Source organism: Thermobifida fusca YX, from assembly GCF_000012405.1.
In the GTDB taxonomy this organism is placed as follows: domain Bacteria; phylum Actinomycetota; class Actinomycetes; order Streptosporangiales; family Streptosporangiaceae; genus Thermobifida; species Thermobifida fusca.
On the sequence record NC_007333.1, the window covers coordinates 1,414,456 to 1,437,494 of the forward strand.

Annotated in this window: 22 protein-coding genes; 19 read left to right on the forward strand and 3 right to left on the reverse strand. The window is 68.5% G+C overall.

Translation table 11 applies throughout. The features are described from left to right. The first annotated feature begins 489 nt into the window (after positions 1–489). Positions 490–1,506 carry a glycoside hydrolase family 11 protein gene (locus TFU_RS06065; RefSeq protein WP_011291660.1) on the forward strand — a complete coding sequence of 339 codons (1,017 nt, stop codon included), beginning with the start codon at positions 490–492 and terminating at the stop codon, positions 1,504–1,506. Positions 1,507–1,886: 380 nt separating this feature from the next. Here the strand turns inward: TFU_RS06065 and TFU_RS06070 are convergent, their stop codons facing one another. Continuing rightward, a complete protein-coding gene (locus TFU_RS06070; protein WP_016188540.1) occupies positions 1,887–2,351 on the reverse strand; it encodes an Hsp20/alpha crystallin family protein in 465 nt (154 codons plus the stop codon). 722 nt (positions 2,352–3,073) lie between these two features. On the opposite strand from TFU_RS06070, the gene TFU_RS06075 reads away from it, so the two are divergent. From TFU_RS06075 to TFU_RS06155, 18 genes are read left to right on the forward strand one after another with little or no spacing between them, the layout of a single operon-like run. Beyond that, on the forward strand, positions 3,074–4,633 hold the full coding sequence (locus TFU_RS06075) for an acyl-CoA carboxylase subunit beta (protein ID WP_011291662.1): 1,560 nt from the start codon (positions 3,074–3,076) through the stop codon (positions 4,631–4,633). Positions 4,634–4,648: 15 nt separating this feature from the next. Further along, positions 4,649–4,867 carry a hypothetical protein gene (locus tag TFU_RS16040; RefSeq protein WP_155983532.1) on the forward strand — a complete coding sequence of 73 codons (219 nt, stop codon included), beginning with the start codon at positions 4,649–4,651 and terminating at the stop codon, positions 4,865–4,867. 12 nt (positions 4,868–4,879) lie between these two features. Next, entirely contained in the window at positions 4,880–6,340 is a 1,461-nt protein-coding gene (locus tag TFU_RS06080; RefSeq protein WP_011291663.1) for an FAD-dependent monooxygenase, read from the forward strand. Positions 6,341–6,378: 38 nt separating this feature from the next. Then, the gene (locus TFU_RS06085; protein ID WP_011291664.1) at positions 6,379–6,708 is read left to right on the forward strand and encodes a TcmI family type II polyketide cyclase; all 330 of its coding nucleotides are present in this window, start codon (positions 6,379–6,381) and stop codon (positions 6,706–6,708) included. 44 nt (positions 6,709–6,752) lie between these two features. Beyond that, positions 6,753–8,015, forward strand: a complete 1,263-nt coding sequence (locus TFU_RS06090; RefSeq protein ID WP_011291665.1) for a beta-ketoacyl-[acyl-carrier-protein] synthase family protein — start codon at positions 6,753–6,755, stop codon at positions 8,013–8,015. Continuing rightward, the gene (locus TFU_RS06095; RefSeq protein WP_011291666.1) at positions 8,012–9,220 is read left to right on the forward strand and encodes a ketosynthase chain-length factor; all 1,209 of its coding nucleotides are present in this window, start codon (positions 8,012–8,014) and stop codon (positions 9,218–9,220) included. The genes TFU_RS06090 and TFU_RS06095 overlap by 4 nt, the downstream gene beginning before the upstream one ends. Before the next feature lie 45 nt (positions 9,221–9,265). Beyond that, positions 9,266–9,526 (forward strand): acyl carrier protein, encoded by a 261-nt coding sequence (locus tag TFU_RS06100; protein ID WP_011291667.1) that lies wholly within the window; start codon positions 9,266–9,268, stop codon positions 9,524–9,526. Between the two features lie 26 nt (positions 9,527–9,552). Then, entirely contained in the window at positions 9,553–10,338 is a 786-nt protein-coding gene (gene fabG, locus TFU_RS06105; protein WP_011291668.1) for a 3-oxoacyl-ACP reductase FabG, read from the forward strand. A gap of 25 nt (positions 10,339–10,363) precedes the next feature. After that, positions 10,364–11,308, forward strand: coding sequence for an aromatase/cyclase (locus TFU_RS06110; RefSeq protein ID WP_011291669.1), 945 nt, complete (start codon positions 10,364–10,366; stop codon positions 11,306–11,308). Positions 11,309–11,343: 35 nt separating this feature from the next. Beyond that, complete coding sequence (locus tag TFU_RS06115; RefSeq protein ID WP_011291670.1) at positions 11,344–12,759, forward strand: FAD-dependent monooxygenase; 1,416 nt, start codon at positions 11,344–11,346, stop codon at positions 12,757–12,759. Further along, positions 12,746–13,513, forward strand: coding sequence for an SDR family NAD(P)-dependent oxidoreductase (locus tag TFU_RS06120; RefSeq protein ID WP_011291671.1), 768 nt, complete (start codon positions 12,746–12,748; stop codon positions 13,511–13,513). Before TFU_RS06115 ends, TFU_RS06120 begins: the two co-directional genes overlap by 14 nt. 37 nt (positions 13,514–13,550) lie before the next feature. Next, positions 13,551–14,729, forward strand: a complete 1,179-nt coding sequence (locus TFU_RS06125; RefSeq protein ID WP_011291672.1) for a cytochrome P450 — start codon at positions 13,551–13,553, stop codon at positions 14,727–14,729. A 28-nt stretch (positions 14,730–14,757) separates the two neighbouring features. Next, the gene (locus TFU_RS06130) at positions 14,758–14,952 is read left to right on the forward strand and encodes a ferredoxin (protein ID WP_011291673.1); all 195 of its coding nucleotides are present in this window, start codon (positions 14,758–14,760) and stop codon (positions 14,950–14,952) included. After that, positions 14,949–16,193, forward strand: coding sequence for an NAD(P)/FAD-dependent oxidoreductase (locus tag TFU_RS06135; protein ID WP_011291674.1), 1,245 nt, complete (start codon positions 14,949–14,951; stop codon positions 16,191–16,193). Before TFU_RS06130 ends, TFU_RS06135 begins: the two co-directional genes overlap by 4 nt. Beyond that, positions 16,186–17,955 (forward strand): acetyl/propionyl/methylcrotonyl-CoA carboxylase subunit alpha, encoded by a 1,770-nt coding sequence (locus TFU_RS06140; protein WP_011291675.1) that lies wholly within the window; start codon positions 16,186–16,188, stop codon positions 17,953–17,955. Before TFU_RS06135 ends, TFU_RS06140 begins: the two co-directional genes overlap by 8 nt. Then, entirely contained in the window at positions 17,919–18,986 is a 1,068-nt protein-coding gene (locus TFU_RS06145) for a ketoacyl-ACP synthase III family protein (RefSeq protein ID WP_196794329.1), read from the forward strand. The genes TFU_RS06140 and TFU_RS06145 overlap by 37 nt, the downstream gene beginning before the upstream one ends. 34 nt (positions 18,987–19,020) lie before the next feature. Beyond that, positions 19,021–19,656, forward strand: a complete 636-nt coding sequence (locus TFU_RS06150) for an NAD(P)-dependent oxidoreductase (protein ID WP_011291677.1) — start codon at positions 19,021–19,023, stop codon at positions 19,654–19,656. Further along, complete coding sequence (locus tag TFU_RS06155) at positions 19,653–20,654, forward strand: acyltransferase domain-containing protein (protein ID WP_011291678.1); 1,002 nt, start codon at positions 19,653–19,655, stop codon at positions 20,652–20,654. Before TFU_RS06150 ends, TFU_RS06155 begins: the two co-directional genes overlap by 4 nt. A 13-nt stretch (positions 20,655–20,667) precedes the next feature. On the opposite strand, the gene TFU_RS06160 is transcribed toward TFU_RS06155, so the two are convergent. Next, entirely contained in the window at positions 20,668–21,324 is a 657-nt protein-coding gene (locus TFU_RS06160) for a TetR family transcriptional regulator (protein ID WP_011291679.1), read from the reverse strand. A 102-nt stretch (positions 21,325–21,426) separates the two neighbouring features. Further along, positions 21,427–22,944: an MFS transporter gene (locus TFU_RS06165; protein WP_011291680.1), complete on the reverse strand. Its 1,518-nt coding sequence runs from the start codon at positions 22,942–22,944 to the stop codon at positions 21,427–21,429. Positions 22,945–23,039 lie beyond the last annotated feature (95 nt).

Sequence of the window (23,039 nt, forward strand, 5' to 3'; positions counted from 1 at the left end):
TGCGACGTCTGTGGATGTCTGCGGCCGGTTCCGGAGAGCGCGGGGCGGCTGCGGCGGGCTGTGGGCTGGACTGGTGACCCTCTTCCCGACCGGGTCTCCCGGTTTTATTCGGAAAGGTATCGAAAATTTTCGAACAGGGAAAACCGCCGCGCAAGCCGAAGAAAGACGGTCGGAGGCGGGGAAGAGGCGCGTAGATCTGATGTTCTTCACGAACTTTTGACCAGGGAAATTTCCGGAATCTTCCGGAATCTATTGACAACTCCATAGAATCGGGCGAACACTGTCGGTATCGACAGCTCTTGCCCGCTGTCGAGCCAGGTCAGCTACTGCGGCCTGGGTCCGGTCGTCGACGACTCGACGTGTGGCTCACCTAGCCGCGTCATCCCCGACGCCGAGGAGCGGCGACCACTGACCCCGGTCATCGCCCCCCACCAGGTCGCAGGATGCTCCCTGGTCCCCTCCAGCCCGTACAAGGAGGAAACACCCACAATGAACCATGCCCCCGCCAGTCTGAAGAGCCGGAGACGCTTCCGGCCCAGACTGCTCATCGGCAAGGCGTTCGCCGCGGCACTCGTCGCGGTCGTCACGATGATCCCCAGTACTGCCGCCCACGCGGCCGTGACCTCCAACGAGACCGGGTACCACGACGGGTACTTCTACTCGTTCTGGACCGACGCGCCTGGAACGGTCTCCATGGAGCTGGGCCCTGGCGGAAACTACAGCACCTCCTGGCGGAACACCGGGAACTTCGTCGCCGGTAAGGGATGGGCCACCGGTGGCCGCCGGACCGTGACCTACTCCGCCAGCTTCAACCCGTCGGGTAACGCCTACCTGACCCTCTACGGGTGGACGCGGAACCCGCTCGTGGAGTACTACATCGTCGAAAGCTGGGGCACCTACCGGCCCACCGGTACCTACATGGGCACGGTGACCACCGACGGTGGTACCTACGACATCTACAAGACCACGCGGTACAACGCGCCCTCCATCGAAGGCACCCGGACCTTCGACCAGTACTGGAGCGTCCGCCAGTCCAAGCGGACCAGCGGTACCATCACCGCGGGGAACCACTTCGACGCGTGGGCCCGCCACGGTATGCACCTCGGAACCCACGACTACATGATCATGGCGACCGAGGGCTACCAGAGCAGCGGATCCTCCAACGTGACGTTGGGCACCAGCGGCGGTGGCAACCCCGGTGGGGGCAACCCCCCCGGTGGCGGCAACCCCCCCGGTGGCGGTGGCTGCACGGCGACGCTGTCCGCGGGCCAGCAGTGGAACGACCGCTACAACCTCAACGTCAACGTCAGCGGCTCCAACAACTGGACCGTGACCGTGAACGTTCCGTGGCCGGCGAGGATCATCGCCACCTGGAACATCCACGCCAGCTACCCGGACTCCCAGACCTTGGTTGCCCGGCCTAACGGCAACGGCAACAACTGGGGCATGACGATCATGCACAACGGCAACTGGACGTGGCCCACGGTGTCCTGCAGCGCCAACTAGTCCTGCCGGATAACCCCAGCTGTGGCGCGGCGGTTCAGGGGGCCGCCGCGCCACACCCGCGAGCAGAGCACTCCGCTCGCGGATTGGTCCGGGAATGCGGTGTGCGCTGGCCCTCCCCCCACGAAAGGGCCGGCGCACGGTCATCCCGCCGGCGAGCCGCGGCGTTCCCTCACCCGTGGCACCGGTACCCAGGGTCTTCCAGGGGATGAACAGCGAACACAGACCCCCGAGGGGATAGGGGAAACGCACGGGGCCCGCTGCTGTCGCAGCGGGCCCCGTTGCATGGATTCTGACGGTCGGAAGCCACCGCAGCCACCCCCTGGTCTTGCGCGCCGGGCAATGGTGGCGACCGCGGTATGCGCGCGCTGCCCACGAGCGGATTACCGCTCGGTAATGGCGATCCGCCGCGGCTTGAGCGCCTTGCTCTTGGGGATCCGCACGGTCAAAACCCCCTGGGACAAGGTCGCGTCCACCCCGTCAGGGTCGATGTCCCGCGGCAGGGTGACCGCGTAGTGGAACCGGCCGACGCTGCGGGTGCGGTGGCGGAACCAGCCCTCGCGCTCCCGCTCCTTGCGTTCTCCCGTGATCACCAGTTCCGTCCCGGACAGGTCGATGCTGATGTCCTCGCGGGAGACACCCGGGACTTCCACCTCGACCAGGTAGGCGTCCTCGGTCTCGGACAGGTCAGCCAGCGGCGACCAGCTCAACGGGTCCGCGGTGAGGCCGGAAGTCCGCTCCAGCACCGAATCCATCCACCGATGCAGCTGCGTGTGGAGTTCGTTCAGCTCCCGAAACGGGTCCCATCCGGTTGTCGGCTGAGAAGAACGGACGACGGGCAGTGCCATGTCTGTACCTCCTCGAACTCGTTGGTGACCGCCGGGAGGCGGTGGGTTCAGGTGCGGAGGCCTTGCGGCCTTGCGCCGGTGATCATCCCCAAATTTGAGTCCCATAAACTCAACTTTGTTGAGTGTGTTGCGTGTCACTGGTGGGGGAGGGGCGGGTCTCCCCACCAAGCCCAGCTGGAGTCGGCTGGTCGACAGCACCCCACCGACGCGCCGCGCACCGCGCAGTCGACCACGCCCCTGCCCGTGCAGGTGCATTCGCAGAACTACCGCTGGGCCGCGCCCATCAACCAGGACGAACGGGCCTCTCACCCGTGCCATGAGTCGGGGACCAGCGCACCAGGCCGTCTAAGAGACCACGACCTCGACCGCACTACCGCACGCCAGGAGGAGAACGGGACACGCTAGGCCCAGGCCTGCTGCGGTGGACGCCGTGCACTCCATGCCCCGAAGCCGCCCACGGCCGCCGAGCCGCCCGCGCGGCCACCCCAGTGGCACCAGCACCGACCGAGCCCCAAGGCCACCCGGACCCACGGCGCCCCCTGAGCACCGTATTTAGCGCTCTTCAAATTCGGTTTTTACATTCTTAGTTGTCTCTTAGCGTCTGCCTAGTTGAATTATCGGGGATCTGCGTAGATCATTCTTATTGAAAACAAAAACTTTTCTCCCGGTGTGCAGACGTTTATTTTTATTGGCAGTCCACCAAAGCGAACCTCGTGATCTCAATGGGTGCGGAATCTTATTTTCAGAAACTCGTGGACGACCTTGCAGCGGTCCGGTCCACCGTCGTGGCAGGAGACCCCAGAGCCACAGAACGCCAGCGCTCTCTTGGGAAACTGACCGTACGGGAGCGGATCGACCTCCTGCTCGATAAAGACTCGTTCCACGAGATCGGATCTTTCCGGCGGCACCGTTCCGTGGGGTTCGGAATAGAGAACAAAAGACCGCACACCGACGGAGTCGTCACGGGATGGGGACGCGTCTACGGGAGAAAAGTTTTCGTCTACGCGCACGACTTCCGGATTTTCGGCGGATCTCTCGGAGAAGCGCACGCAGAAAAGATCCAAAAAATCATGGACCTCGCCTACGAGGCCGGCGCACCCGTGGTCGGGCTCAACGACGGGGCAGGGGCACGGATCCAGGAAGGAGTGGGGGCCCTCGCCGGATACGGCGGGATCTTCTCCCGCAACGTCCGCGCCTCAGGCGTCATCCCCCAGATCAGCGTCATCCTAGGGCCCTGCGCGGGAGGCGCCGCCTACTCGCCGGCCCTCACCGACTTCGTCTTCATGGTCCGCGGCATCGCGCAAATGTTCGTGACCGGGCCCGACGTGGTCCGTGCCGTCACCGGCGAAGAAATCACCCAAGAGGAACTCGGCGGTGCCGACACCCACAGCAGCGTGTCCGGAGTCGCGCACTTCGCCTACGACAACGAGCACGCCTGCCTCACCGACGTGCGCTACCTGCTGAGCCTCCTCCCCAGCAACAACCGGGAACTGCCACCCCACCTGCCCACCGACGACCCGCCCGACCGCCCCTGCACCCGGATCAGCAGCATCGTGCCCCCCGACCCCGCCAAGCCCTACGACGTTCGCGACGTCATCGCCGACATCGTCGACGAGGGCGACTTCTTCGAAGTCCACGAGGCATGGGCCCCCAACATCGTGTGCGCTCTCGCCAGGCTCGACGGGCATGTGGTCGGTGTCGTCGCCAACCAGCCGACCCACCTCGCCGGCGTGCTCGACATCCACGCCAGCGAGAAAGCGGCACGGTTCGTCCAATTCTGCGACGCCTTCAACATCCCCCTCGTCACCCTCGTGGACGTTCCCGGGTTCATGCCGGGCACCGCTCAAGAGCACGGAGGCATCATCCGGCACGGCGCCAAACTCCTCTACTCCTACTGCAACGCGACAGTGCCCCGCGTCCAAGTCGTCATGCGGAAGTCCTACGGCGGCGCCCACATCGTCATGGACTCCCTCTCCATCGGATCCGACATCTCCCTGGCCTGGCCCACCAACGAGATCGCGGTGATGGGCGCTGAAGGCGCAGCCAACGTGGTCTTCCGCAAAGAAATCGCCGCAGCAGAGGACCCCGACGCCGTCCGGGCCCGCAAGATCGCCCAATACCGCGAAGAACTCATGCACCCCCACTACGCGGCAGAACGCGGCTTCGTTGACGAGCTCATCGACCCCGCCCACACCCGGGCGGCACTCATCAGCGCACTCGCCGCCCTCCGCGGCAAACACGCCGAACGCCCCGACCGGAAACACGGCAACCAGCCCACCTAAGACACGGAGCAGCGCATGGCGGCCCACCGAGAACACCGAACACCAGACCCCCGGACTCCTCCCACCCCCCGCGACGACCGCGTGCCCCCCGACGCAGTGGCAGGGATCATCGCCCTGCTCTACACCCGGTCCACGCCACCGCCCACCCGCCACCACACCCCGGCCGAGCCCAGCCCGGCACCGTCCTGGAAGGCCCGGCGCCCCGCCCCCTGGGCCCCGCCCGGCCAGCACTGAGAGGAGCACACGTTGGACGCTTCCGTCATCGTCGTGGGCGCCGGCCCCACCGGACTCATGCTCGCCGGTGAGCTGCGGCTCGCCGGAGTGGACGTCATCGTCCTGGAACGCCTCACCGAACCCACCGGACAGTCCCGCGGACTCGGATTCACCGCCCGAACCCTCGAAGTCTTCCACCAGCGCGGACTCATGGAACGGTTCGGCGAGGTCACCACCTCCTCCGCCGGCCACTTCGGTGGACTGCCCCTCGACTTCTCCATCCTCGACGGCATCCACTTCTCCGCCAACAGCGTCCCCCAGTGGGTCACCGAGCGCATCCTCGCCGAATGGGCCGTGGAACTGGGGGCGGACATCCGCCGCGGCCACGAAGTCGTCAAAGTCGCCGACACCAACGACGCGGTCGAAGTCCTCGCCCAGACTGCCGACGGCGACGTCACCCTGCGGGCCGCCTACCTCGTGGGCTGCGACGGAGGACACAGCACCGTGCGCCGCCTCGCGGGATTCGACTTCCCAGGGGCGGAGCCGACGATGGAGATGTTCCTCGCCGATATCGTCGGCGCCGACCTGCCGCCCCGCCCCATCGGGGTGCGCACCCCCGGCGGCATGGTGATGAACGCGCCGATCGGCTCCGGCATCGACCGCATCATCGTCTGCGAACGGGGGCACACCCCGGGCCCGCGCAGCGCTCCGCCGCCCTTCTCCGAGATCAGCGCTGCCTGGCAGCGCCTCACCGGAGAGGACATCAGCACCGCCACCCCGCTGTGGACCAGCTCGTTCACTGACGCAGCACGCCAAGTCACCGAATACCGCAGAGGCCGGGTGTTCCTCGCCGGAGACGCCGCCCACGTCCACCTGCCCGCAGGAGGACAAGGGCTCAACGTGGGCGTCCAAGACGCCGTCAACCTCGGATGGAAGCTCGGCTCCGTGCTCCGCGGCACCGCCCCCGAACACCTCCTGGACACCTACCACGCCGAACGCCACCCCGTCGGCGCCCGCGTGCTGATGAACACCCAGGCCCAAGGACTGCTCTACCTCAAAGGAACCGAGGTCGAGCCGCTCCGGGAGCTCTTCGCGGAGCTCATGACCTACGACGAAGTCAACCGCCACCTGGCCGCCATGGTCAGCGGGCTCGACATCCGCTACGAGGGCGGCCCCGAAGACCACCCCCTCCTCGGCCGACGCCTCCCGCCCCGCGACCTTCTCGTGGACGGAAACCCCACCACCACCCACCGGCTCCTCCACGCCGCCCGCGGCGTCCTCCTCGACCTGGCGGACTCCCCCGACCACCAGCACACCGCGCAGCGGTGGCGCGACCGGGTGGACGTGGTCACCGCGCGCCTCGCTCCCGACAGCCAAGGACTCGAAGGAGCCCGGACCCTCCTCATCCGCCCAGACGGATACATCGCCTGGACCGACCCCGGCCGGGAAGCGCTCGCCGACGCACTCCACCGCTGGTTCGGCGACCCCGCCTAACCCACCCCCCAATCCGCGCACCGCGAAAGGACCGCACCATGCACAGCACCCTCATCGTCGGCCGGATGCGTCCGGAAGACCAAGACGACGTCGCCCGCCTCTTCGCGGCCTTCGACGCAACAGAAATGCCCCACCTGATGGGCACCCTGCGCCGGGAACTCTTCACCTACCGGGGGCTGTACTTCCACCTCCAGAACTTCGCCACCCCTGACGGCGCCGCCAACATCGCGAAAGCCCGGTCCCATCCGCTCTTCCAGCAGATCAGCAACGACCTCAGGCCTTTCATCACCGCCTACGACCCGGACACGTGGCGTTCCCCCGCGGACGCTGTCGCCACCCGCTTCTACCACTGGTCCGCCTCCTCCTGAGCACGAGGCCCCCACACAGCCCGGCGAACAGCACGAGGAGCAGCATGACACGACGCGTAGTCATCACCGGCATCGGGGTGATCGCACCCGGCGGGATAGGCACGCAGGCCTTCTGGAACCTGCTGACCGAAGGCAGGACAGCGACCCGCCCCATCTCCCTGTTCGACGCGAGCGTCTTCCGGTCCCGGATCGCCGCCGAAGTCGACTTCCACCCCGAAGAGCACGGACTCACCGCCCAGCAGGCCCGCACCATGGACCGGGCCGCCCAGTTCGCTGTCGTCGCCACCCGCGAAGCCATGGCGGACAGCGGCCTGACCATCGACCGCCCAGACCGGGTCGGCGTGGTCGTAGGCAGCGCCGTCGGCGCATCCACCAGCCTGGAAAACCAGTACCGGCTGTCCAGCGACGACGGACAGCTTGACCCCGTCCGCTACGACCCCGCGGTCACCGACCTCTACCGGCACTTCGTGCCCAGCTCGTTCGCTACCGACGTGGCCTGGGAGGTAGGGGCGGAAGGACCAGCCACCGTGGTGTCCACCGGGTGCACCTCTGGACTGGACTCGGTGGGCTATGCCGCCGACCTGGTCCGAGAAGGCATCGTCGACGCCGTCGTCGTCGGCAGCACCGACGCCCCCCTCACCCCCATCACCTCGGCCTGCTTCGACGCGATCAAGGCGACCTCACCCCGCAACGACACCCCCGCCACCGCGTCCCGCCCGTTCGACCGCACCCGCAACGGCTTCGTCCTCGGTGAAGGATGCGCCATGTTCGTCATCGAGGAACGCGAGCACGCCCGGGCCCGCGGCGCCCGCATATACGGCGAACTCGCAGGCTACGCCACCCGGTCCAACGCCTACCACATGACCGGGCTCCGCGCGGACGGCCACGAAATGGCGGAAGCCATCCGGGTCGCGCTGCACGAGGCACGCGTCAACCCCGACGACATCGACTACATCAACGCGCACGGCTCAGGCACCAAACAGAACGACCGCCACGAGACCGCCGCCTTCAAAAAAGCCCTCGGCAGCCACGCCTACCGGACACCGGTCAGCTCCATCAAGTCCATGATCGGCCACTCCCTCGGCGCGATCGGCTCCATCGAAATCGCCGCCTGCCTCTTGGCCATGCGGGACAACATCGTGCCGCCGACAGCCAACCTGACCGAACCCGACCCCGAGTGCGACCTCGACTATGTGCCAATCACCGCGCGTGAGCACCGAGTCGACACGGTGCTCACGGTAGGCAGCGGCTTCGGCGGCTTCCAAAGCGCGATGGTCCTCACCACAGCGGACAGGAGGCTCCCATGACCACCACAGTGGTGACCGGACTCGGAGTGATCGCCCCCACCGGCCTCGGCGTCGACGACTACTGGAAGGCCACCCTGGAAGGCCGCAACGGCATCGCGCCGATCACCAAGTTCGACGCGAGCGGATACCCCAGTTCGCTCGCGGGGCAAGTCGTCGGATTCCACGCCGCCGACCACCTGCCCGGCCGTCTCCTGCCGCAGACCGACCACATGACCAGAATGGCGCTCGCCGCCGCCCAGTGGGCATGGGACGACGCGGGCCTGGACCCCGCCCAGTTGCCGGAGTTCTCCGCCGGAGTGGTGACGGCCAGCTCCTCAGGCGGCTACGAGTTCGGTGAACGGGAACTCCGCAACCTGTGGGCCAAAGGCGCCAGCTACGTCAGCGCCTACCAGTCGTTCGCCTGGTTCTACGCGGTCAACACCGGTCAGATCTCCATCCGCCACCAGATGCGCGGCCCCACGGGAGTCCTCGTCTCCGACCAGGCCGGGGGAGCAGACGCGATCGCCCACGCCCGCCGGCAGATCCGCAAAGGCGCCCGTGTCATGCTCGCCGGGGGTGTCGACAGCTCCCTGTGCTCCTGGGGGTGGATCGCCCACCTCGCTTCGGGACGGGTCAGCACCGCGGACGACCCCCGCCGCGCCTACCTCCCGTTCTCTGCCGACGCCCGAGGGCACGTGCCCGGGGAAGGCGGAGCACTGCTGGTACTCGAAGAGGAAACCGCAGCCCGGGCCCGCGGCGCCCGCATCTACGGGGTTGTCGCGGGCCACGCCGCCACGCTCGACCCTCCGCCCGGAAGCGGCCGTCCCAGCACCCTGGAAGCGGCCCTGCGCGGCGCCCTCGCCGACGCGGACGTCCACCCCGACGAAGTCGACGTGGTCTTCTGCGACGGCGCCGCCATCCCGGAACTCGACCGGATCGAAGCCGCAGCCATCAACGCCGTCTTCGGGGAAGGGGCCGTCCCCGTCACCGTTCCCAAGACCATGACCGGACGCCTCTTCTCCGGGGCGGTCGCGCTCGACGCTGCCGCAGCCCTCCTCAGCATCCGCGACGGCGTCATCCCACCCACCATCAACGCCACCGCCGCCCCCGACCTCGGGCTGGACCTGGTCACCGAAACCCCTCGGAGCCTGCCCGTCCGCATCGCCCTGATCGTCGCCCGCGGAATCGGCGGCTTCAACTCCGCCCTCGTCCTCCGCGCGGCCTAACCCTGCCCGCCCGGATGCTCCGGGCCGTTCCCGAAGGAGACACCCATGTCCACAACCGAGTTCACCCTTGCTGACCTGTGCCGCATCCTCACCGAGGCTGCAGGAGCCGACGGAAGCACAGCCATCAGCGACGACGCCCTGGACACGGAATTCGAAGAACTGGGCTACGACTCCCTCGCCCTGATGGAAACCGGGGCGCGCATCGAACGGGCCTACGGAATCCGCATCGCTGAAGAAGACCTCGCCGCGGCACTCACCCCGCGGGCGCTCATCGACCTCGTCAACCGCATGACGGCCGCCGCCTGACCCTGATCGTTCTCGGAGGATTCAACGTGACATCCACACCTCGAACCGCGATCGTCACCGGAGCCACCAGCGGCATCGGGCTCGCTGTGGCCCGAGAACTGGCCAACCGGGGCCACCGTGTCTTCATCTGCGCCCGCAACGGGGAACGGGTAGCGGAAACCGCCAAACAACTCTCCGACAACGGGAATCTCCCCGTCGACGGCCAAGCCTGCGACGTCCGCTCCCTCGACGACATCCGGGCCATGGTCCGCGCCGCGGTCGAACGCTTCGGCACCATCGGCATCCTCGTCAACAACGCGGGACGCGGGGGAGGCGGGGTCACCGCCGACATCCCCGACGACCTGTGGGACGACGTCCTCGCCACCAACCTCACCAGTGTGTTCCGCGTAACCCGGGAAGTGCTCACCACCGGCGGAATGCGCGAAGCCTCCTGGGGACGCATCATCAACATCGCCTCGACCGCCGGCAAGCAAGGAGTGGTCCTGGGCGCGCCCTACTCCGCTTCCAAACACGGCGTCGTCGGATTCACCAAAGCCCTCGGCAACGAACTCGCGCCCACCGGGATCACCGTCAACGCCGTATGCCCCGGCTACGTGGAAACCCCCATGGCGGAAGCGGTTCGGCAGCGCTACGCCCAAGCCTGGCAGATCAGCGAGGACGAAGTCCTCGCGAAATTCCAAGCCAAAATCCCGCTCGGCCGCTACTCCACCCCCGAAGAAGTGGCCGGACTGGTCGGCTACCTCACCACCGAGACCGCAGCGTCGATCACTTCACAGGCACTCAACGTCTGCGGCGGCCTCGGCAACTTCTGACCACCACAGAGAGGACACAGACACCATGCAGCCGACCGGATCCCGGGAAGACCGCCACACCATTGTCGTGCAGGCCCCCGCAGCCCGGGTCTACGAGCTCATCGCCGACGTCGAACAGTGGCCGCAGCTCTTCCCACCGACCATCCACGCCGAACGGATCGAACACTCCGGAAACCAGGAACGCATCCGCATCTGGGCGACCGCCAACGGCGACGTCAAAGGGTGGACGTCGCGCCGGACTCTCGACCCCGCCGCGCGGCGGATCGACTTCCGCCAGGAAGTCTCCGCACCCCCCGTCGCCGCCATGGGCGGATCTTGGATCCTCGAGCCCTTGGACGAGCACAGTTGCCGGGTCGTGCTCCTCCACGACTACCGGGCCGTCGACGACGACCCGGAGAAACTGGAGTGGATCAGCCAAGCCGTCGACCGCAACAGCACCGCGGAACTCGCCGCCCTCAAAACCGGGGTCGAAACCCTCGCCAGCGGCGACGACCGACTGCTCAGCTTCGAAGACAGCGTCCGCGTCCACGGGTCAGCCAAGGACCTCTTCGACTTCATCAACCGGGCCGACCTGTGGGCCGAACGCCTGCCCCACGTGGCCCGGGTGGAACTCACTGAAGACACCCCCGGCCTGCAGATCCTCGAAATGGACACCCGCAGCACCGACGGCACCACCCACACCACCCGGTCGGTGCGGGTCTGCCTCGACAACCAGCGCATCGTCTACAAACAGCTCGTCCTGCCCGCCCTGCTGTCCCTGCACACCGGGCGCTGGACCTTCGTCGAGGACGGCGACAGCACCATCGCCACCTCGCAGCACACCGTGGTGATCAACACCGACCGCATCACCGACGTGCTCGGAGCAGGAGCCGACCTGGCTCAGGCCCGGAAAGCAGTCCGGGAAGCGCTAGGCGCCAACAGCCGAGCCACTCTCGGACTGGCCAAGGCCTACGCCGAGGAACGCCGCTGAGCCGCGACCACTCGGACAGGGGACGGGACTGACACATGAGATCCACGCAGGTACTCGTAGTGGGGGCCGGACCCGTAGGCCTGGCTCTCGCCGGCGAACTCCGCCTCGGCGGAGCCCAGGTCGAGGTGGTGGAGCAGCGCGCAACACCCATGACCGAGTCCCGCGCATCCACGGTGCACGCGCTGAGCGCGGAACTGCTCGACCAGCGCGGCCTGCTGACCGCGCTTGGTCCCCCCGACCCCGTGCGCACCGGGCACTTCGCGGGACTTCCCCTCGACCTCGGCGACGTGCCCTCGCCCCGGGCCGGCGTGTGGAAGGTCCCGCAGACCAGGCTCGAAGCGGTCCTCACCGGGTGGGTCCACGGCCTCGGGGCCGTAGTGCGCCGGGGCACCGCGCTGCGCAGCCTCCGCCAAGACGCGGACGGGGTGGAAGCCCGCCTCGAAGGCCCGTCCGGTCCGGAGACCGTGCGCGCCGACTATGTGGTGGGCTGCGACGGCCAAGACAGCACGGTGGCCCGAGTCGGCGGGTTCGACCTGGCCGGCACCGGACCCCAACGCCACCTGCTCCGCGCCGACCTCACCGGTGTCGACGTCCCCACGCGACGGTTCGAACGGCATCCCCGCGGCCTCGCCGTCTCAGCCACCGACCCCAGCGGCCTCACCCGCATCATGGTCCACCGCCGCAACTGGGGGCCCGCCAACGACGCCGGGCCCCCAGCCCCCGACGACATCATCGACGCCTGGCACGACGTCACCGGGGACGACCTGTCCGGAGCCCGCGTGGTGTGGGCCGACAGGTTCGACGACACGTGCCTGCACGCCACCCGCTACCGCAACGGGCGGATCCTCCTGGCAGGGGACGCCGCGCACCGGCAGATGCCCGTGGGCGGCCAAGCGCTCAACCTCGGCCTGCACGACGCCTTCAACCTCGGCTGGAAACTGGCGGCGCACGTGACCGGACGGGCCCCCGACTGGCTCCTCGACAGCTACGACGAGGAACGCAGACCCGAAGCGGCACGCACCCTCGCCCTCATCAGAGCGCAAACCCTGCTCCTGCTCGGCGGCCCCGAAGTGGAACCGCTGCGCACCCTCCTCGCGGAACTCATGGCATACCCGGCGGTACGCCGACAGCTCGCCCTGCGGATCAGCGGACTCCACATCCGCTACGGTTCGCCCACCCCTCTAGACCCGGCAGTCGGCCGCCGACTCCCACCCGACCTGCTCGGCCCCGCCGACCAGGAACGCCTGCGCACCCTGCTGGCGACCGGGCGGGGCGTGCTGCTCGACCGGGGCAAAGCAGGCTGGCTGCTGCTGCGCCCCGACGGGTACACGGCGGCCGCCGGAACAGCCGACACCGATCCAGCACCGGAACTCGCCCGGTGGTTCCCCGCCGACCCCCGCCCCGTCCCCACCCTCACCACCGGCCAGGAGGACTCCCATGGGCAGATGTGACGGAAAAGTCGCGCTCGTCACCGGAGCCGACCGAGGCATCGGAAAAGCCATCGCCCACCGGCTGGCCCAGGAAGGAGCGACCGTCGCCGTCCACTACGGGTTCAGCGCGGACCAAGCCGACCAAGTCGTCCACGAGATCACGGAGCGGGGAGGGACAGCCGTCGCCGTCCACACCCTCTTCGGCAGGCCGGACGACGGGGAACGCCTCCGCTCCGCCCTGACCGAACAGCTCGCCACAGTCCTCGGCGCAGCAACCGCCCCACGAGTAGACATCCTGGTCAACAACGCCGCCACCGAGGTGACCGCCCCGCCCTCCGACCTCGACCCGGCCGACGTCGACCACCTCATGCGGGTCAACGCCCAAGCACCCCTCCACATCGTGCGCGCCTTGGAACCCCTCATCCCCGACGGGGGCCGGATCATCAACATCTCCAGCGGACTCACCCGGTTCGCCAACCCGCCCGAAGTCGCCAACGCGATGGCTAAAGCCGCCTTGGAGATGGTCACTCTCCACTTCGCGAAACACCTCGGCCCGCGCGGCATCACCGTCAACACCGTCGCCCCCGGAGTCGTAGACACCGGGCATCCGGGACTAGCCGACCCCGCCGTCCGCCGCTCCCTCTCCCAGCTCTCCGTCTTCGGACGGCTCGCCACCCCCGCCGACATCGCACCGATCGTGGCCTTCCTGGCTTCCCCCGAAGCCGGATGGATCACCGGCGCCTGGATCGACGCCACCGGAGGCTCCCTTCTCTGACTCCGCATCCCTGCCCAACCACGCAGAAAGGCACCCGATGACGACCCTCGCCCCCTCCACCGACCTCGACTTCTACTCCGAAGAAGTCATCCTCAACCCGTACGACACCTACCGCAGGCTCCGCGACACCGCCCCCGCAGTGTGGCTGGAGCGCTACCAGGTGTGGGCCGTCACCCGCTACGACGACGTCTACGCGGCCCTCCACGACCACCGCACCTTCGCCTCCGGCTACGGTGTGGCGCTCAACGACCCCCTCAACGAGAAAATGAAGGGCAGCGCCCTCGTCAGCGACCCGCCCTACCACGACCATGTGCGCGGCGTGATGGGCGGCCCCCTCACCCCCAGGGCACTCCGCAAACACCACGACTACTTCCAGGAGCGCGCCGACGCCCTCATCGACCACCTCCTGGAACTCGGCCGTTTCGACGGGGTCCGCGACTTCGCCCAGATCTTCCCGCTGTCCGTCGTCCCCGACCTCCTCGGCTGGCCCGCTGAAGGACGCGAACACTTCCTCGACTGGGCCTCCGCCGGATTCCAAGCCCTCGGCCCCATGAACGAACGGGCGCTGCGCGACCTGCCCACGCTCAAAGGCATGTGGGAGTACATGGCCGAGATCGTCCGCCCAGGACGGCTCGCCCCTGGAAGCTGGGGCGCCGCCCTGGTCGAAGCCGCAGAGAAAGGAGAAGTCGACAAGCAGCTCCTCCCCGCACTCATCGGCGACTACCTGGTGCCGTCCCTCGACACCACCGTCTCCGCCCTGTCCACCATGCTGTGGCAGCTCGGCGAAAACCCCGACCAGTGGCGCATGGTCCGAGAAGACCCCTCCCTCATCCCCAACGTCCTCAACGAGTCCATCCGCTACGAAGCCCCCATCCGCGCCCTGTCCAGATACGTCACCGAAGACACCGAGATCGGCGGCATCCCCCTCGCCCGCGGCAGCCGGGCACTCATGGTCTACGCCTCAGCTAACCGGGACGAACGCCACCGGAAAGACCCCGACACCTTCGACGTCACCCGCAGCAACGCCAACACCCACGTCGGGTTCGGCCACGGCATCCACGGATGCGTCGGACAAGGACTGGCCCGCCTCGAAGGCCACTCCCTCCTCAACGCCCTCGTGCGCAAAGTCGCCCGCATCGAAGTGGGACAGCCCACGTGGCGGGTCCACAACACGATTCGCGCCATGACGACCCTGCCCGTCGAGTTTTCCGCCTGACCTGGCCGATGACGCGGAAAGGAGACCGATGGACATCCACGTCGACTACGCCCGGTGTGAAGGACACGGGCTGTGCGAGGAAGTGGCCTCCTCGCTCTTCCGCCTCGACGACGAAGGCGAACTGGTCACCCTCTTCGACGGGGAACGAGTGCCCGAAGGCTACGAGGACGACGCGATGCGCGCAGTCCGCGCCTGCCCGGTCAGCGCTCTGAGGGCACAATGACCGCGCCCGCCCGCACCAGACGGCTTGTCGTCGTCGGGGCGTCGCTGGCGGGACTGCGCGTAGTGGAGGGGGCCAGGGACGCCGGATTCGACGGCGAGCTGACCCTGATCGGCGACGAACCCGTGGCCCCCTACGACCGCACCGTGCTGTCCACCCGCTTCCTGGAAGACCGCGAAGAACCGCAGACACCGGTGTACCGCCCGGCCGACGACCTGCGCCGCGACTTGGACGTCGACCTGCGCCTGGGGGTGGCCGCCCACACGCTCGACCCCCGGTCCCGGACCGTCCACGCGGGAGGCCACACCATCCCCTACGACGCGCTCGTCATCGCCACCGGGGTGCGGCCCCGCACCCCCGGCTGGGCCGTCAACCTCGCCGGAGTGCACCTGCTGCGCACGGTCGCTGACGCCAGGGCGCTGCGGAAATCCTTGGCCCGTTCCCGCCGCGTCGTGGTCGTCGGCGGAGGCTTCATCGGTTCCGAGGTTGCCTCCAGCGCGCGAACCCTGGGCCTGCACGTCACCATCGTCGAAGCCAGGGACGTCCCCTTCGCCGCAGCATTGGGGGAGACAGCCGGACGCCTCTGCGCCGCCCTGCACCGCGCCCACGGCACCGAACTCCGCTGCGGGGTGACCGTCACCGCGCTCGACGGGACAGGACGCGTCGAGAAAGTCCTGCTCTCCGACGGATCTGTCCTCAAAGCCGACACGGTCGTCGTCGGCGTGGGCTCCCACCCCAACACGGAGTGGCTGAAAGGCTCAGGTGTCGCGTGCACCGACGGAGTGGAATGCGACGCCGCGCTGCGCACCACCGTGCCCGGGGTGTACGCGGTGGGGGACGTTGCCCGCTGGTTCAACCCATGGCTGGGCAGGAAAGTCCGCGTCGAACACTGGACGAACGCGGCCCACCAGGCAGCCGCCGTCGCCCGCGGGATCGCCACCGGCCAACCGGACACCCCCCACGCGTCCATCCCCTACTTCTGGAGCGACTGGTACGGCCGGCGGATCCAGTTCATCGGAGAGCCGACCGCCGACGAGACCGCCGTCGTCGGCGACCCCGCCCGGGGAGAGTTCGCCTGCCTCTACCGCACAGGCGAGCGGATCACCGGGGCCCTCACCGTGGGCGGCAAAGGCGCCATCGCCAGATACCGCACCGCCATCCGCCGACGCGCTGCCTGGCAGGACGTCCTCCACACCGCCCTGGACCGCGCGAAGACCGTGCAGACAGGAGGAACACGTGCGTAGAGTCCTGATCGCCAACCGTGGAGAGATCGCGGTGCGGATCGCCCACGCGTGTCGGGAGGCAGGACTGGTCAGCATCGCCGTGTACGCTGACGCGGACCGGGACGCCCTGCACGTCCGCGCCGCCGACGAAGCCTACGCGCTGCACGGCGAGACCGCAGCCGACACCTACCTCAACATCAGCAAACTCCTTGCCGTAGCCGCCGCCAGCAAAGCAGATGCAGTCCACCCCGGGTACGGGTTCCTCGCCGAGAACGCCGCGTTCGCCCAGGCTGTGCGCGAGGCCGGACTCACCTGGATCGGTCCGAGCGCCGAAACGATCGCACTGCTCGCCGACAAGGTCGCCGCACGCCGCATCGCCTGCGACGTGGGAGTCCCCGTCATGCCGGGAACCGGTCGGCCCGTGACCACAGCAGCAGAAGTCGCCGACTTCGCCCGCAGCCACGGATACCCGGTCGCGGTCAAAGCCGCCCACGGGGGCGGCGGCCGCGGGATGCGCATCGTCCACGACACCCGGCAGATTCCCGAGCTGCTGGAAGCAGCGGTACGCGAAGCCGCCAGCGCCTTCGGCCGCGGAGACTGCTTCGTGGAACGCTACGTGGCCCGCCCGCGCCACGTAGAAACCCAGTGCCTGGCCGACGCGCACGGCAATGTCGCCGTCCTGTCCACCCGAGACTGCTCGATCCAACGCCGCCACCAGAAGCTCGTGGAGGAAGCCCCGGCGCCGGGGCTCACCCCGCACCAGTGGGAGCTCCTCCGCGAAGGGTCCGCAGCCATCCTCCGCACAACCGGATACGTGGGTGCCGCCACATGCGAGTTCCTCCTGGCGGAGGACGGCACCCTGTCCTTCCTCGAAGTCAACACCCGACTGCAGGTGGAGCACCCCGTCACCGAAGAAGTCACCGGGGTCGACCTCGTCCAGGAAATGCTCCGGATCGCCGACGGGCAGCGGCTGGAACGCACCGACTTCCCGGTGCACGGCCATGCCGTGGAGTTCCGCATCACCGCGGAAGACCCCCACCGCGGCTTCGCCCCGGTCGCGGGCCGTCTCGACCAGCTCGTCTTTCCCACCGGACCGGGAATCCGAGTGGATACCGGATACCAGCAGGGCGACACCGTCCCCCCGCACTTCGACTCGCTCATCGCGAAACTCATCGTCCGAGGGGACACTCGCGCACACGCCCTCGCCCGGGCACGGCGCGCCCTCGCCGACGTCACGGTCGCCGGCGTCCCCACCCTTCTCCCGTTCCACCGGGCCCTGCTGGACACCCCGGAATTCACGGCGGACGTGCCACGCATCCACACCCGCTGGGTGGAAACCAGCTTCCCTTTCCACCTGCTTGAAGAACTACCCCGGGGCACGGCACCCGCGCAGGCGCCCCCCAGCGAATCCCGCGAACGGGTCCTGGTCGAGGTCAACGGCCAGCGGTTCGAAGTCAGCGTGCCCACGGCACGGTCCACCACCGCTGTCCTCCCTCGCCCGCGCCGAGCAGCGAGGACCAGCCCGCCCTCGCGCGGCGGGTCCCGCGCCGGAACCGCGGTAACCGCGCCCACCCCCGCAACCGTGGTGAAGGTCGTCGTCGCCGACGGGGACGCTGTACAGCCGGGAGACACCCTCCTCCTCGTGGAAGCGATGAAAATGGAGCAGCCCATCACCGCCCACCGCGCCGGGATCGTCCGCGGGCTCGCCGTGGAAGCCGGCACACCGGTCGCGCAAGGAGACCTTGTGTGCGAGATCGTGGACGCGCCGGAGGCAGACCGGTGAGCACGGGGATCAGCATCGCCGCCAGCGCATCGTGGCTGCCGCGCCGCGTGCGGACCAAGGATGCCGAAGCCCGCGGAGAATGCCCGCCGGGCACGGAAGAACAGCTCGGCGTGGAATCCGTGACCGTGTCCGACGGGCTGTCCGGACCGGAGATGGCAGCCCGCGCCGCCCGGATCGTCATGGCGCGCTCCGGCGCCTCCCCCAGCGACATCCGGCTGGTCCTCCACGCCAGCATCTACTACCAGGGCCAAGAACTGTGGGCCCCCGCCTCCTACGTGCAGCGGGCCGCCGTAGGCAACGACTGCCCCGCCTTCTGGCTGGGCCAAGTGTCCAACGGCGGCATGGGGGCCATGGACCTCGCAGCCACCCACCTCGCAGCCGCCCCGGAATCCTCCAGCGTGCTCATCACCACCGGCGACCGCTTCTCCCCGCCGGGCTTCGACCGGTGGAACAGCGATCCCGGCACCGTCTACGCCGACGGGGGCACTGCCCTGCTCCTCACCCGGGGACGCGGGTTCGCCCGACTGCTCAGCATCGCGTCGACCTCGCGTCCCGAACTGGAGGCCATGCACCGCGGCACGGCACCCTTCGGCACGGTCCCTTTCACCTACCGGGACCGGGTCGACCTGGGCGCCTGCAAAGACGAGTTCATCGCGGAGGCCGGACGCTCCTTCACCCTCGCGCAGATGGCGGACGGGCAGCGCCAAGCGGTGAAGGATGCGCTGGCCCGCTCAGGCACCGAACTGGCCGACATCGACTGGTTCGTCCTTCCCCACCTGGGGCGACGGCGGCTGTCCGCCACTTTTTTCGTCCCCTTCGGAATCGACCCGGAGCGTTCGACCTGGCGTTGGGGCCGAACCGTGGGGCACCTCGGCGCAGGAGACCAGTTCTCCGGACTCACCTATCTGGTGGAAAGCGGGGCAGCCCAGCCTGGGCAGCGGATCCTCATGGCCGGGGTAGGCGCCGGGTTCAGTTGGACGTGCGCGGTGGTCGAGATCGAAGACCGTCCCCCGTGGGCGGTAGCGGCCTGATCCGGGGCACCGCAAAAAAGAACGGAGCAGAACCATGAAACTCATCGTGTTCGGCGCCACCGGGCGGACGGGAACCCACCTGGTGCACCAGGCGCTGGAACGAGGGCACCAGGTGACGGCAGTAGCCCGAGACCCCTCCCGAATCTCCCTGGAACACGAAGCCTTGACCACGGTCAAAGCGGACGTGACGTCGGTCGAGGCACTGCGCCCCCTGCTCTACGGACAGGACGCGGTGCTGTCCGCGCTCGGCGCGCGCCGCAACCGGGAAGCGGGGATCGTCGCCCAGGCAAGCCGGGCGGTGGTGAGCGCCATGAAGGAGAGCGGAACCCGCAGAATCCTGGTGGTGAGCGCGGCCCCGGTCGGACCGTCCCCCAAGGGAGAGAAGTTCGCTATCCGCTTCCTCCTCACCCCCCTGGTCCGTCTCGCCTTCGCCCCCCAGTACGCCGACCTGGCAGAAATGGAGGAAGAACTCGCGGCCTCAGGGCTGGATTGGACGGTGGTGCGTCCGCCGCGGCTGCTGGACGGGCCCGGCACCGGCACCTATCGGAGCGCGCTGGGATCGAACGTGCCCAACGGCACTTCGATCACCCGCGCTGATCTTGCCCGCGCCCTGCTGGACATGCTGACCAACGACGCCACGGTGGGCCAGGTCGTGGGGGTGGCGCAGTGAACCAGCATGTCCTCGCACCCCCTGTGGCGCTGCTCCTTCCCGGGCAAGGCGCCCAATACCGGAGGATGGGGGCGGCGCTCCACGGATACGACCGGGTGTTCACCGAGGTGATGGACGAGTTCCTGGAGCTGCTCGGCGCGGACGGGGAGCGGCTGCGGGAACTGTGGCTGACCGGCGAGCCCGCCGACGGTGTCCACGACGGCCTCAACGCCCAGCCCTTACTGTTCGGGGTGGCCTACGCGGCAGCGAAAAGCCTGGAGCACCGGGGCCTGCGACCAGCCGTCCTGCTCGGCCACAGCATCGGCGAATTGTGTGCGGCAACCCTCGCCGGCGTGTGGGATCTTCCCGCGGCCGCCCGGATCCTTGCGGCCCGCTCCTCGTCCCTGGGGAAGGCGCCCCGTGGCGGCATGCTGGCGGTGGCGGCAGCCCCTGACACCGTTGAACCGCTCATCCCCGCCGAGTGCGCCCGTGCGGGGGTGGCCGTCGGCGCCGTCAACGGGGCCGCCCAGACGGTCCTGGCCGGTCCGGAGGCTGAGCTCGCCGCCACCGACGCGGTCCTCAAAGCCAAAGGGATGACGACGCGTGCGGTCAGAACCGCACAGCCGTTCCACTCGCCTGCCATGGCTGAAGCGGCACGCGTGTTCCAGGAGGCTATCGCCGCCGAGCAGCGCAACAGTCCCGCGATTCCCCTCGTCTCCTCGCTGACCGCAGAACCGGTCACTGAACAACAGGCGCTCGACCCCGGATTCTGGGCGTCGCAGATGTCGCGGCCTGTCCTGTTTTGGCCGGCGTTGCAGGCGCTCGACCGGCGCGGCGCACACACCTATGTGGAAGTCGGACCGGGCAAGGGCCTTGCCGCCGCGGCACGGCGGCTGCCTACCGTGCTGGAGGGGAGCAGCCGGGTCGTCTCCACGCTTCCTTCGGAACGCGGGGACACGGTCGCCACATGGGAGTCCGCGCTGGCTGCGCTAGCGTCAGCCGGGCACCTAGCCGGGTGAGCATCGGAACAGGTCAAGTTCTGTCCTGCTTTTCTTCTGTGCTGTCTGTGCCCTCCTCGACGGCGATGAGGGCACGGATAGCGGGAGCAGCCACTCGGAGCACATCGTCCAGTTCCGCTTCGGCCAGGCCGGGAATGCGCAGCAGATAGCGGCCGCTGGCGATTCCCATCATCATGGCGGCGAAGAGTCCGGCCCGCAGCTCAGGGTCGGGTCCTTTCATGTGCTTCATCACCCGTTCCACGGAATGCGTGGTGATATGCGAGCGCAGCAGGTCAGCCGCCTCCTTGTTGGTCATGCTCACCCGCAGCAGCACCGCCATGGGACTGTGGGGGTCCCTCGCCCAAGCGGAGAGCATGGAACGCAAATAGTTCTCGGCAGACTGGTCGGGGGCGTCCGCGGTGAGTTCGTCGATGGGGATCGTCCAGTACACGCATTCGCGGAAAAGCTGCTCTTTGCTGCCGAAATACTTGATGACCGAGGATTTGTCGGAGTTCGCCTCCGCGGCGATCATGCGGAGTGTCGCCTTCTCGTAGCCGACCTCGGCGAAACACTTCCGCGCCGCGGCCAGGATCCGCCGCCGGGCGCGCAGCCCTTTGGCCGTCCACGGGCGCTTGTCAGGTGAGTCCGGTGAAGCAAGGGGATCGTGGTCCCATGACACCTGGCCAGTCATTGCGCTACCGCCTTCCGTTCTTGGAGTGTGCCTGTCCCACCTAGATACCGGTACGCGTCCTTGCAGGCCCCTGCAAGGACGCGCCGCAGGTCTTCTCCCAGGTCAGGCCTTTCTGTCCGGTCGGGCGGCGGGGCCTGGTGTGGTCATCAGGGACGCGACGAGGAGCAGGGCAAGGGCGTAAAGGCCGGCACCGACGAGGAAAGCCCAGCCGAAGCCGTGGGTGAGTGCCTCGGACGCCTGCACGACCAGAGCGATCTCTCCCTGCTGTCGCCCCTGCTGGAGAAGAGCAGTGGCGTCGGGGAGGAGCGAGTGCGTTCCGGTCAGGGCCACGGTGCTCAGCACTGCTAGGCCGAGGGCCCCGCCGACCTGCATGCCGGCGTTGAGGATACCTGAGGCGATACCCGACTGGCCGGGCTCGACGCCGCTCAACGCCCCCAAGGTGAGGGGGACGACGCTCAGTCCGAGTCCGACACTGGTGAGGACCATCGCCGGCATGAGGTGCAGCAGGTAGGAGGAACCGGGGGAGATCTGGGAGAAGACCACCATGCCGAGGGTGGCGGCAGCCAGGCCGGGCACGATCACGGTGCGGGGGGAGAACCGGCCGAGCAGCCGGGGGCCGAGGATGCCCGAGGCCACGCCCATGCCGGTCGCGAAGGGAAGGTACGCCAGGCCGGTGGTCATCGCATCCCAGCCCTGTACCTGCTGCATGAAGAGCGTGAGGAAGTAGTAGGTGGCGAACATGCCGCCGCCCACCAGCAGCATCGTGGCGTAGGCGGCTCCCCGGTTGCGGTCGCGGAGCAGACCCAAGGGCATCATCGGGTGCGGGCTGCGCGACTGGATGACGAGGAAGCAGGACAGGAGCAGCAGAGCGGCAAGGCCCGCGCCGAGGGTCACCGGGTCGGACCAGCCCGCATCCCCGCCGCGGACGATGGCGTAGACGAGGACGAGAAGCCCGAGGCTGCCGGTGAGCGCGCCGGGAAGGTCAAGCCGTCCCCGGACCCGGGAGCCTTCCACCAGGACTCCGGTCCCGGCCAGGACGGCCAGGCAGATGGGGATGTTGACGAATAGCACCCAGCGCCAGTTGAGGAATTCGGTCAGGAGGCCGCCGAGCAGCAGGCCGATGATCGAGCCGAGGCCGGACATCGCCCCGTACACGCCCATGGCCCGGTTGCGGCTGGGGCCTTCCGCAAAGGTGGTGGCGATCAGGGAGAGGGCCGTGGGCGCGGCAATAGCGGCGGCGACCCCCTGGCAGGCGCGGGCGGCGATGAGAACCGTTTCCTGGGTGGCAAGCCCGCCGGCAAGGGAGGCAGCAGCGAAGAGGGCTAGCGAGAAACGGAAGACCCTCCGCCGCCCCCAAAGGTCACCGATCCTCCCGCCGAGCAGCAGGAGGCCGCCGAAGGTCAGGGCGTAGGCGTTGACTACCCAGGACAGTCGCCCGGCCGGGATGTCGAGCGCGGTCTGCACGCTCGGCAGCGCAATGTTCATGATCGTGCCGTCCAGCACGAGCATGAGCTGCGTGGCCGCGATGAGGGTGAGAGCGATGCCGGTACGAGGCGTCTGCTGCGGACCGGCCTGCTCAGGGGCGCTTTGTGTGGACTGTGAGTGCGGCGTGGTGGCCATAAAAGACTCCAGGCGTCAGGGAAGGCCGCCATGAAAAAGCGGACAGTCGGTATGCAAAAAAGCGTACAAGAGGTTGTTTTTTGGTGCCAGGCTTT